This window comes from Oscillibacter sp. KLE 1728, from assembly GCF_934833455.1.
GTDB classification, from domain to species: Bacteria; Bacillota; Clostridia; order Oscillospirales; family Oscillospiraceae; genus Oscillibacter; species Oscillibacter welbionis.
Genome location: NZ_CAKVVF010000047.1, coordinates 5,991 through 16,694 on the forward strand (window position 1 = coordinate 5,991; position 10,704 = coordinate 16,694).

General features: G+C 62.8%; 11 protein-coding genes. 3 read left to right on the top strand and 8 right to left on the bottom strand.

The annotated features are described in order from the left end of the window. Both QVE23_RS06935 and QVE23_RS06940 read left to right on the top strand, forming a co-directional pair. Positions 1-1,522: ABC transporter ATP-binding protein (locus QVE23_RS06935; RefSeq protein WP_502919078.1), on the top strand; the 1,522-nt coding region annotated here is incomplete at its 5' end. Next, positions 1,512-3,572, top strand: a complete 2,061-nt coding sequence (locus QVE23_RS06940; protein WP_021748617.1) for an ABC transporter ATP-binding protein — start codon at positions 1,512-1,514, stop codon at positions 3,570-3,572. The genes QVE23_RS06935 and QVE23_RS06940, both read left to right, overlap by 11 nt. Positions 3,573-3,633: 61 nt before the next feature. On the opposite strand, the gene QVE23_RS06945 is transcribed toward QVE23_RS06940, so the two are convergent. From QVE23_RS06945 to QVE23_RS06980, 8 genes are read right to left on the bottom strand one after another with little or no spacing between them, the layout of a single operon-like run. Further along, a complete protein-coding gene (locus tag QVE23_RS06945) occupies positions 3,634-4,134 on the bottom strand; it encodes a DUF3795 domain-containing protein (RefSeq protein WP_287225927.1) in 501 nt (166 codons plus the stop codon). Continuing rightward, a complete protein-coding gene (locus QVE23_RS06950; protein WP_021748619.1) occupies positions 4,131-4,346 on the bottom strand; it encodes a hypothetical protein in 216 nt (71 codons plus the stop codon). The genes QVE23_RS06945 and QVE23_RS06950 overlap by 4 nt, the downstream gene beginning before the upstream one ends. Then, positions 4,343-4,738, bottom strand: a complete 396-nt coding sequence (locus tag QVE23_RS06955) for a DUF5655 domain-containing protein (RefSeq protein WP_119310703.1) — start codon at positions 4,736-4,738, stop codon at positions 4,343-4,345. The genes QVE23_RS06950 and QVE23_RS06955 overlap by 4 nt, the downstream gene beginning before the upstream one ends. Before the next feature lie 48 nt (positions 4,739-4,786). After that, complete coding sequence (locus QVE23_RS06960) at positions 4,787-5,767, bottom strand: 2-hydroxyacid dehydrogenase (RefSeq protein WP_287967823.1); 981 nt, start codon at positions 5,765-5,767, stop codon at positions 4,787-4,789. Positions 5,768-5,772: 5 nt separating this feature from the next. Further along, positions 5,773-6,864 (bottom strand): AAA family ATPase, encoded by a 1,092-nt coding sequence (locus QVE23_RS06965; protein WP_287967284.1) that lies wholly within the window; start codon positions 6,862-6,864, stop codon positions 5,773-5,775. 4 nt (positions 6,865-6,868) lie between these two features. Beyond that, positions 6,869-7,384: a Gx transporter family protein gene (locus QVE23_RS06970; RefSeq protein ID WP_287967824.1), complete on the bottom strand. Its 516-nt coding sequence runs from the start codon at positions 7,382-7,384 to the stop codon at positions 6,869-6,871. 9 nt (positions 7,385-7,393) lie between these two features. Further along, on the bottom strand, positions 7,394-7,801 hold the full coding sequence (locus QVE23_RS06975; protein ID WP_287967826.1) for a NusG domain II-containing protein: 408 nt from the start codon (positions 7,799-7,801) through the stop codon (positions 7,394-7,396). Then, complete coding sequence (locus tag QVE23_RS06980; RefSeq protein WP_287967827.1) at positions 7,785-8,831, bottom strand: FAD:protein FMN transferase; 1,047 nt, start codon at positions 8,829-8,831, stop codon at positions 7,785-7,787. Before QVE23_RS06980 ends, QVE23_RS06975 begins: the two co-directional genes overlap by 17 nt. A gap of 237 nt (positions 8,832-9,068) precedes the next feature. On the opposite strand from QVE23_RS06980, the gene QVE23_RS06985 reads away from it, so the two are divergent. Further along, positions 9,069-9,833: a hypothetical protein gene (locus QVE23_RS06985; RefSeq protein ID WP_287225913.1), complete on the top strand. Its 765-nt coding sequence runs from the start codon at positions 9,069-9,071 to the stop codon at positions 9,831-9,833. Positions 9,834-10,704 lie beyond the last annotated feature (871 nt).

Below are 10,704 nucleotides of genomic sequence, written 5' to 3' on the forward strand. Positions count from 1 at the left end.
ACTGTCCGGCCGTTTCGGCGCCAAGGCCTCTACGGGCTTCGCGCGGAATCTGCGGCGGGAGATGTATCGGAATGTCCAGAAGTTCTCCTTTGCCAACATTGACAAGTTCTCCACCAGCGGCATCATCACCCGCCTGACCACAGACGTGACCAACGTCCAGATGGCTTTTATGATGGTCATCCGTATCGCGGTCCGGTCCCCCATCATGTTGATCTGCGCCTGGGTACTCACCCTGCGCATCAACCCCAAGCTGGCACTGATCTTCCTGGTGGTCATCCCGATCCTGGGCATCGGCCTGGCGCTCATCATGACCAGGGCCCACCCCATTTTTGAACGGGTCTTCAAGCGCTATGACCACCTGAACAACGTGGTGCAGGAGAACCTGCTGGGCATCCGGGTGGTGAAGTCCTTTGTTCGGGAGGACCATGAAGTAGAGAAGTTCGGCAAGGTCTCCCAGGAGATCTACATGGACTTCTCCAAGGCGGAGCGCATCCTGGCCTTCAATATGCCTCTGATGCAGATCTGTGTGTATGCCTGCATGATCTCCGTGTCCTGGATCGGCGCCAACCTGATCGTGGGCGGCAGCATGACCACCGGCCAGCTGACCAGTATGTTCAGCTACATCATGATGATGCTGATGAGCCTGATGATGCTCTCCATGGTACTGACTATGATCATCATGGCCCGGGCCTCCGCAGAGCGGATCACAGAGATCCTGAACGAGGAGAGCGATCTGAAGAACGGCTCCCAGCCCATCGAAGAGGTCAAGGACGGCTCCGTGGTGTTTGAGAACGTCAGCTTCTCCTACGCCAAGGACCCCAGCAAGGAGTGCCTGAAGAACGTGAACCTCACGGTGAAGTCCGGTGAGACCGTAGGTATCCTGGGCGGCACCGGCACCTCCAAGACCACCCTGGTCCAGCTGATCCCCCGTCTGTACGACGCCACTGAGGGCCGCGTCCTGGTGGGCGGCGCGGACGTCCGGGACTACGATATGGACGCCCTGCGGGACCAGGTGGCCATGGTGCTGCAGAAGAACGTGCTGTTCTCCGGCACCATCAAGGATAATCTCCGCTGGGGCAAAAAGGACGCCACTGACGAGGAGATGGTCCGGATGTGCCAGCTGGCCCAGGCGGACTCCTTTATCCAGGAGTTCCCCGACAAGTACGACACCTATATCGAGCAGGGCGGCTCCAACGTCTCCGGCGGGCAGAAGCAGCGGCTTTGCATCGCCCGGGCCCTGCTGAAGCACCCCAAGATCCTGATCCTGGACGACTCCACCTCCGCCGTGGACACCAAGACCGACGCCCTGATCCGCAAAGCGTTTCTGGAGGAGATCCCGGATACCACCAAGTTCATCATCGCCCAGCGGGTCTCCTCCATCGAGGACGCCGACAAGATCCTGGTGATGGACGGCGGACAGATCGTGGCCATGGGTACCCACGACGAATTGCTGAAAACCTGTGATATCTACCGCGAGACCTATGAGTCCCAAATGAAAGGAGGCAGTGACAATGAGCAGTAAGCAGATCCGCAGCGGCGCCAAGGCGCCCGGCCATCGCCGGCACATTGTCGGCCGCCTGATGGGCTATATCAAACGGGGGTACAAGGCCCGCTTCATCATTGTTCTGGTGTGCATTCTGGTCAGTGCCATCGCCAACGTGGCGGGCTCTCTGTTTCTGGGCAGTCTGATCGACGACTATATCACCCCCCTGCTGGGTGCGGCGGATCCAGACTTTTCCGGCCTGGTGCGGGCCCTGGTGATGATGGGTTGCCTGTTCCTGGTGGGTGCCCTGTGCGCTTACGCCTATAACCGGAACATGATCGTGGTGTCCCAGGGCGTACAGAAAACCATTCGGGACGACCTGTTCGGCCACATGCAGACCCTGCCTATCAAGTATTTTGACACCCACGCCCACGGCGACGTGATGAGCGTCTACACCAACGATGTGGACACCCTGCGGCAGATGTTCGCCCAGAGCATCCCCCAGGTCATCAACTCCTCTATGACCATCCTGGTCACCTTCCTGGGTATGCTGTTCACCAACGCCCTGCTCACGGTTGTGGTCCTGGTGTGCGTCTGCTTCGCCCTGGTGGTGACACGGTTCCTGGCCGGCCGCAGCGGCCGCTATTTCCTCCGCCAGCAGAGCACCCTGGGCGCCCTCAACGGTTATATCGAGGAGATGATCAACGGTCAGAAAGTGGTCAAGGTCTTCTGCCATGAGCAGGAGGCCCAGGACGGCTTTGACCGGGTCAACGACGAAATGTTCCACAGCGCGGACAAAGCCCACACCTACGCCAGCATCCTGATGCCTATCATGGTGAACATCGGCAATGTCCAGTACGTGATCGTGGCTATGGTGGGCGGCGCTCTGGCCCTCAGCGGGGTGGACACCACCATCACCCTGGGCGTTATTGCCAGCTTCCTGCAGCTGTCCAAGAGCTTTTCCAACCCCATCAACCAGATCTCCCAGCAGTTCAACTCCATCATCATGGCCCTGGCCGGCGCGGAGCGGATCTTCGCCCTGATGGACGAGGAGCCGGAGGAGGACCACGGCACTGTGACGCTGGTAAACGTGTCCTATGACAAAGAGGGCCACCAACTGGAGGAGTCCGAGAAGCGCACCAACCTCTGGGCCTGGAGGGTCCCCCACAGCACTGACATGGTGATGGTCCCTGTGCGGGAAGAGGCGGACGGCTCCTTCACGGAGCTGAAGGCCCCCGAGGCTGGAAAAGACGAGGCCTGGGCCTGGAAATACCAGGAGCACGGCAAGGCCTTCTACCGCCCCATCCTGGGCCCGGTCCGGAATGTCGAGAGCGAGGACTACTACCTCATCAAGCTCTCCGGCGACGTGCGGTTCGACCATGTGGACTTCGCCTATGAGGAGGGCAAGACCATCCTCCACGACATCAGCCTCTTTGCCAAGCCCGGCCAGAAGCTGGCCTTCGTGGGTGCCACCGGCGCCGGCAAGACCACCATCACCAACCTGATCAACCGGTTCTACGACATTGCCGACGGCAAGATCCGTTACGACGGCATCTCCATCAACAACATCCGCAAGCCGGACCTGCGGCGCAGCCTGGGCATCGTGCTGCAGGACACCAACCTCTTCACCGGCACCGTCCGGGAGAACATCCGCTACGGCAATCTGGATGCCACGGATGAAGAGGTGGAGGCGGCCGCCGCCCTGGCCAATGCCGACGACTTCATCCGCCGCCTGCCCCAGGGGTACGACACCATGCTCACCGGCAACGGCGCCAATCTGTCCCAAGGCCAGCGGCAGCTGCTGGCCATTGCCCGGGCAGCCGTGGCAGACCCGCCGGTGATGATCCTGGATGAGGCCACCAGCTCTATCGACACCCGGACGGAGGCCATCGTTCAGCAGGGCATGGACTCCCTGATGTATGGCCGGACGGTGTTCGTCATCGCCCACCGGCTCTCCACCGTCCGCAACTCCAACGCCATCATGGTGCTGGACCACGGCCGGATCGTGGAGCGGGGCGACCACGACGATCTGATCCGCCAGCACGGACTGTACTATCAGCTGTACACCGGTGCCTTCGAGCTGGAATAAGCGAACATCAAAGCCACCGGAGCAAATGCTCCGGTGGCTTTTTTTCTGTTCAGCGCCCCGCTCACGATTCCAGCATCTCCCCCACCAGCGCCTGGAAGGCCCGGCCCAGCTCCTTGGAATCCGCTCCTTCCAATGCCTCCGCCCGGGCCATGATCCGCCGCAGGGTGTCCAGGTCCTGCTGCAGGAACAGCTCGCAGAGATACCGCTTCATCCTGCCGTTGTTGTACCGCTCCAGCGCCACCGTCAGCAGGTCCGCCTTTTCCTCATACTCCGCCAGCCAGGCGGGCAGGCCCTCCGCCGCCACGGCCTGGCAGGTCCGCTCCTTCACGCGGCCCGTATCCAGGTCCCGGAAATCCCCCATCTTCCCCAGCTTCGGGCAGGGGAAGTCCCCGCACTGTCCGCAGTGGTCCAGTCCCTTTTCCCGGACGCAGCGGTGGACCTTGCAGGGCACGGTGTAGTATCCGTCGCAGGAGCAGCCGGGACACCGGCTGCTTCCCTCTGTCCGGCAGCGGGTACAGAGGGCGCAGGGCATCCCGCAGTATCCGTAGGCATAGCGGCTCATAGGTCCTCCTTCCCTTCCGGACCGGGAATCTCCGTCCCGTCCATCTCCCGGTCGATCAGCGCCAAGGCGATCCGGAACGCCCGGATGCGCCGTACCGTCAGCGTGTGGGGCGACGTGCCCGGTCGCAGCTTCTCCAGCGCCTTCTCACACTTGCGCAGGGTGGAGTCGATGGATCGCCGGGCCTCCGCCAGCTCTTCCCGTGTGTATCTCATCGCTTGCTCTCCGCAAAGTCCCATGCCTCCCGCAGCCAGCCCATCAGCTCTTCGTCGATCTGGTCCGCCTCTGTCACCAAGACATGGTGGGTCCAGCGGCCGGGATACGGCTCCGAGGCCGCCACCACCCGGGGCGAGTCCAGCCGGTACGGCAGTCCAACGGTCACCATCAGGCACATCTTCGGCCAGTCCTTCCGCCGCCGCACCGGCAGAGATGCCGCAGCGAACAGATGCCGGCCGTAAAAGCTGATCTGGCTTTTCTGCACCTTGACGGTTCCCTCCGGAAACGCCCCGTCCATCCGCCGGAACAGCGCTTCATACAGCGCCAGCTCCGCCGGATGGCCGTCGAAGAACATCCCCGCATCCGCTGTGCAGTGCTCTGGTACGCGCATAGTGATCCGCCTCTCCTCTTCCGGCCTCTTAATCTCCATCAGCGCCGGTTACAGGCCGTTGACCACCCGTTCCGGACGCTTGCCGTCCATCAGCTTTTCCAGATCCGCAAACACCATCCGCGCGGCCTCTCGGAACGCCGCATGGCTGATCCCGCCCTGGTGAGGGCAGAGGATCAGCCGGTCCGGGCACTCCGCCGCCAGCCGCACCAGCGGGTGCTCCGCCGTCACAGGCTCCGGATCATAGGCGTCCAGCGCCGCCCCCGCCAGACGGCCGGAGCGGATAGCCTCGCACAGGGCCGCATCGTCGATCACCGCGCCCCGAGCGGTGTTCACCAGATAGCTCCCCGGCCGCATCCGGCCGAAGAACGCCCGGTCCAGCAGGTGGGTGCTCTCCGGCGTGGCGGGCAGATGGAGGCTGATGATGTCACAGGTCTCCGCCAGCTCGTACAGGGGCAGATACCGGGCGCCGCACGCCTCCTCCACAGCCGGATCCTGCCGGTGCCGGGCGTAGTAAAACACCTCGCTGCCGTTGGCCCGCAGCCGCTGCGCCGTAGCCTGGCCGATGGCGCCGAAGCCCACCAGCCCCACCCGGCAGGTGGACAGATCTTCCGGCACATGGGCTGCCAGCTCGTTCACCGCCTCATGCTGCTGCCCGGCCCGCACCATCCGGTCTCCCCACAGCGTCTGGTGCAGCAGCATGCTCATCAGCGTCACCGCCAGCTCCGCCACGGGGCCTGCGTTGCACCCGGCGCAGTTGCACACATAGATGCCCCGCTCCCGGGCCGCCGCCAGGTCAATCCGGTCGTAGCCCACCCCGTCGCTGTGGATCAGCTTGAGATGCGGCATCCGGGCGATCAGTTCCTCTGTCACCGGCGTCACCGGTGCGGCCACCAAAGCCTCCGCATCGCCGCCGGCTGCCAGCCAGCGCTCCTCCGGCCCCTCCCGGTCCGTGAACACCAGCTCCATCCGCCCCGCAGCGGGAATATCGGGCAGATACCGGTCATATCGGCTGCTGGGATGTAAGATCAAAACCTTCAACGCTCTTTCGCCTCCAAATCATTTGCCCGGCCCACTGCCTCCACATCTGCGGCGGTGATCCGCGTCAGGTCCTCCCGGTTGACGGACGCCTGTCCCGCCAGACGGCCCGCCTGCCGGACCAGGATCTGCTCAAACAGGTTTCGCACGCCCCGGGCGTTGCCGAAGGAGGCCGCATCCGCCATCCGCCTTTCCAGCAGGGAGCGCAGCGGCGCCTCCGCCTCCGGCTCCAGAATGTAGCACCCTTTTTCACACTGCATCCGGAAGATGGCCAGCAGTTCCTCCGCCGTGTAATCTGCAAAGTGGAGGAAGCGGTTGAACCTGGACTCCAGTCCCGGATTGGAGTGGATGAACTCGTCCATCAGCCCGTCGTAGCCCGCGACGATCACCACCAGGTCGTCCCGGTGGTCCTCCATGGCCTTCAGCAGCGTGTCGATGGCCTCCTGGCCGAAGTCGTTGGCCCCGCCGCCGTTGAGGGCGTATGCCTCGTCGATGAACAGCACACCCCCCAGAGCGGAGTCGATGACCTTCCGGGTCTTGATGGCTGTCTGTCCCACGTAGCCCGCCACCAGCCCGCTGCGGTCCACCTCCGCCAGCTGCCCCTTGGACAAGATGCCCAGGCTGTGGTAGACCCGGGCCATCAGCCGGGCGATGGTGGTCTTTCCCGTGCCGGGATTGCCGGAAAACACCATGTGGAGACTCATGTCCGCTGTGGGCAGGCCGTGCTGCCGGCGCAGACGCTCCACCGCCGCCAGATTGATGAGGTCTTTCACCTCCCGCTTCACCGCACTGAGGCCCACATAGCTGTCCAGCTCCTTCTGCAGATCCTCGATGTTCTCTTTGGGGGGAGCTTTGGCGGTGTCTTCCTGTTTCTGTTCTGCCGCCTCTGGCGCCTTTTTCTCCCCGCCGTCTGCCGGCGGGGTCCTTTTTTCTTTCTCCGGCAACGGAGCCGCAGGCACATGCTTCTCCGGTGTCTGAGTGCCCCAGAAGTCCGCGCCCATGCGGCTGAGGTTGTGCTCCGTCATAGAGCGGATCACCTCCAGCTGCCGCAGGATGATCTCGTCCTTTTTGCTCTGATCCCGCTTGTCCATCCGCTCACACCCCCCACAGTCTTGTATGTGCCAGCGCCCGGAACAGGCAGGCGGCGATCAGCCCCGTCAATGCCCCGGTAAAGAGGGACACCCTCAGCAGCACCGGCAGGTAGTACAGCGGCGCCGTGTTGCCCAGCGTCAGCACGGCTGCGGCCACCTGGCCGCAGTTGTGGGCCGCTGCTCCGCCCACAGACACTCCGTAGACGGAGAGGCGCTTCAGCCGGGAGAGGGCGATCATCACCCCCATGGCCGTCACGCCCCCCAGCAGGGAAAAAATCAGCGCGTTCATGTTTCCTGCAAAGACCGCCCCCAGCAGGCACCGGGCCAGCAGGATCAGCAGCGCCTGCCCCGGTCCCAGGGCGTACAGGGCGAACAGCGTCACGATGTTGGCCAGTCCCAGCTTGATCCCCGGAATGGGGATGGCCAGGGACAAGGGGAAGAAGTTCTCCAGATAGCTGAGCGCCAGCGCCATGGCCGTCAGCACCGCGCACAGCGTCAACTGTCTCGTCGTCAGTTTCATGGAGCCTCCTTATCCGATCACCAGATCCACGCCGTCATCCGCCGCCGCGCCGCCCTCCAGCTGCACGACGATCCGGGCGGGCAGGCACACGATGCTCTGTCCCCCGCGGGTGATCTCCCCCATGTGGACGCAGTCCTGGGTGGGGCAGTCGGACACCGTCACCTGGGCAGACTCTGGCCCAAAGGCCACCCGGAGGGTGTAGCCGTTGGACGTATAGGTCCGCTCCTCCGGTCCCGACAGGTCCGCCAGCACCACCCGATCCACCGGCTCGCCGTTCGCAGACACTACCGCCGTCAGCGGGCCTATTTCCTCTCCCCCAGTCCAGAACAGAGCCGTGCAGGCCACCGACAGCGCCAGCACAGCGGCCGCCGCCAACGCATCCCAGCCGTTTGGCCGCAGCTTAGGAGACGATTTCATACGCATACCCCGCCGAATCGTCCGGCCGGAACCGGTCCGCGATGCCCGCAGTCGCCAGCAGCCGGCCGTCCTCTGTCACCAAGATCAGGCCAAAGTCATAGACGCCGCTGCGCCAGAGCTCCAGCGCCCGGTCCTCCCCCATGACGAACAGGGCCGTGGAGAGGGCGTCGCACATCGTGCCGTTGCCCGCGGCCCCATCCGCCACCACGGTGACGGAGGTAAGTCCGCTCTCCGCCGGGCGGCCGGTGGCAGGATCAATGATATGGTGATAGACCTGTCCATTTTCCTCAAAATACCGCTGATAGCCGCCGGAGGTGACGGCAAAGGCGTCCGACGCCTCTAGGATCCCCGCCAAAGCCCCCGCGGGCCGGGCCGGGTCCTGAATGCCGATCTGCCAGGGCTCTCCCTCCAGATTCCCGCCGCAGACCCAGGTGTTCCCACCCAGGTCCACGATGCCGTGGGTGATGCCGTGCTCCTGGTAAATCGCAGCCATCCGGTCGCTGGCATACCCCTTGGCAATGGCTCCCAGGTCAATCCGGGTGCCCTGGTCCAGCGAGACAGCGGTCCCCTCCTCCAGGTGGACATGCTCCGCCCCCACGCAGGGCAGCAGCAACGCCAGTTCAGCGTCCTCCGGCACCCGGTAGGTGTCCTCCGTAAAGCCCCAGGCAGAGGACACCGGCGCCAGGGTGATGTCAAAGGCCCCGTCTGTGGCAGCGCTGAAATCCAGGGCCCGGGCAATCAGGTCGCGGAGTTCCTCCCCCACATCCACCGGCGTCCCCCCCGCCGCGCTGTTCAACCGGGACACTGCGCTGTCCTCCCGGGTGCGGGAGAGCGCCTCATCCAGGCGGTAGATCTCGTCTTCCGCCGCCGCAAGCGCCGCCTCCGTCTCCCCGCCGCAGGCCCGCAGGCCCATCACCGTGTCCATGGCGAAGACCTGTATGCTCTGCATCTCCTGCGCCGCAGTGCCGCCGCAGGCGGTCAGGCTCCCCGCCAGCAGCAGTGACGCCAGCAGTGCGCCCAAACGTTTCATAAGCAAATTCCTCTTGTCATCAGTATTTTTCGCAAAAAATCTCATAATAGAGGAGTATACCACGCCCCCGGGCAAATCTCAACCGGCAATCCTGACTCCTGTTGGAAAAAAGGGAAAAGTCTGGCTCCTTCCCCTTGCAAAGGCGCGAAATATCTGCTATACTATCATAGTATGCCAGCGGAAGCGCATGTTTTCCCGCGGCTATTTTCGGAACAAACACCCTGGAGGTTGTCCTATATGTCCAAAAATCCTGTCAGTAAATCCAAGCCGGTAAAGCGGAACGAGCCCATGCACAACGCGCTCAAGTTTTTTCTGGCCGGCTGCGTGGCGGAGATCTATCTGTTGGTCATCCGCCGCTTCTATGTGAACGGCACCGCCAATGAGCTTCTCGCATGCGACGCCGCACTGCCCTATCTGATGGCCGCGGGTGCGACAGTGGCTGTGATCGGTCTGGTCCTGGGCATCGTCTGGCGCCAGCAAACCAAGCGCCGCTGGATCGGCTGGTCGGTGTTTGCCGCCGGCGTTTTCCTGGGCGGTTCCGCCTGGATGATCCGCACCTTCTACGACTCCGCTCTCACCTTCCTGTGCGTGGTGGTTCCGGTGGTCATGCTGCTGGGCATTCTGTGGAATCTGTACGACCGGGAGTGCTCCTGGTCCCTGACCATCCTGGGTGCCTCCCTGATCGCCCTGTGGGTCTGCCGGCGGGTGCTGGACAGCATCTTCCTGGGTACCTATGTCCGGATCGCTGCGGTAGTCTATATCGTGGTGCTGATCGTAGCGGCTTTCCTCACCAACAAGGCGGACAAGAATGGCGGCAAGCTGGGCAATCTTCAGGTGTTGACTGCCGGCGCGGATCCCATGCCCATCTATGCGGCCTGCGGCCTGTCCGTCGTGGCGCTGGCCATCGCCCTGTTCAGCAGCACCATCGCCTATTACGCCATGTGGGCCCTGGCCATAGTGGTCTTTGCCCTGGCGGTGTATTACACGGTCAAGCAGCTCTGATAGATCCGCAGCCCCCCTTCGGGCATTCCGAAGGGGGGCTGTTTTGTTCTCTCGCGTCCCGACAAAGGGACCCCCTTTCCGCCGCCTTGCAGCGCAGTATGTCCCGCAAGGCAAGCCGCTTTTCGTGGGAAGAAACCGCTCTGCCGCCCTAAACGGCTCAATACGCACGGCGGAAGAAGCGTATGGTATTTCTTATAAGAGCCAGCCGCCAGGGCAGACGGTTGTTCTTCCGGCGGGAGGGTCCGGACTTTGCGGCATGAAAACTGCGCATCGGTGAGCGGAAAATTCGTTATCAGCGATCCGAATCCCAAAGCAGCAGGCCACTCTTCCACCAACCGCCGCGGGGCACTGCCGGAATTATAAAAAGCTTCTTCTCTGGCTTGACGTCCCTTCCAGGTCAAGCTGGAACAGTCCGCCGCCCCGGCACATGTCTGTGAGCAGATTCCAGCCATTGGGGACTGGACAGGATGCTGAAGAGTGCGGCCCCATGATCTGCGCTGCAATAAACAAAAGAGGATTCTCCGTACGAGGAATCCTTCCGATAATCAAAGCAAAATCCGTCTGTGGGCAAGCCATAACCGCCGGTTAAGCCGGAGGCTTGCGTAGGCCCTATAAGGGCCTATTACCGGCAAGCGTCTCAAGACACATGGAAATTTATTCCGCTTGCATCACTTGCCATACAGCCCGTAAACGGGCAATCACCGTTCTAATAGCAGATTTCTATTAGTGGAAGGTTCATGTTAGCGGCTCACTTCACTCGATGTTTGATATTAAAGCTCTTTTTACGGGCCGCCCCACCGGCAGAGCTGATGGGGCGATCCAATGAGAAATCGCCGCAGTAAAAACTGCAGCGATTTCTAGTTTTGGTGGA

Bases quoted from the DNA above. Each gene is read 5' to 3' on its own strand.
- QVE23_RS06940 (WP_021748617.1), top strand. From the start codon at position 1,512: ATGAGCAGTAAGCAGATCCGCAGCGGCGCCAAGGCGCCCGGCCATCGC.
- QVE23_RS06945 (WP_287225927.1), bottom strand. From the start codon at position 4,134: ATGAGCCGCTATGCCTACGGATACTGCGGGATGCCCTGCGCCCTCTGT.
- QVE23_RS06950 (WP_021748619.1), bottom strand. From the start codon at position 4,346: ATGAGATACACACGGGAAGAGCTGGCGGAGGCCCGGCGATCCATCGAC.
- QVE23_RS06955 (WP_119310703.1), bottom strand. From the start codon at position 4,738: ATGCGCGTACCAGAGCACTGCACAGCGGATGCGGGGATGTTCTTCGAC.
- QVE23_RS06965 (WP_287967284.1), bottom strand. From the start codon at position 6,864: ATGGACAAGCGGGATCAGAGCAAAAAGGACGAGATCATCCTGCGGCAG.
- QVE23_RS06970 (WP_287967824.1), bottom strand. From the start codon at position 7,384: ATGAAACTGACGACGAGACAGTTGACGCTGTGCGCGGTGCTGACGGCC.
- QVE23_RS06975 (WP_287967826.1), bottom strand. From the start codon at position 7,801: ATGAAATCGTCTCCTAAGCTGCGGCCAAACGGCTGGGATGCGTTGGCG.
- QVE23_RS06980 (WP_287967827.1), bottom strand. From the start codon at position 8,831: ATGAAACGTTTGGGCGCACTGCTGGCGTCACTGCTGCTGGCGGGGAGC.
- QVE23_RS06985 (WP_287225913.1), top strand. From the start codon at position 9,069: ATGTCCAAAAATCCTGTCAGTAAATCCAAGCCGGTAAAGCGGAACGAG.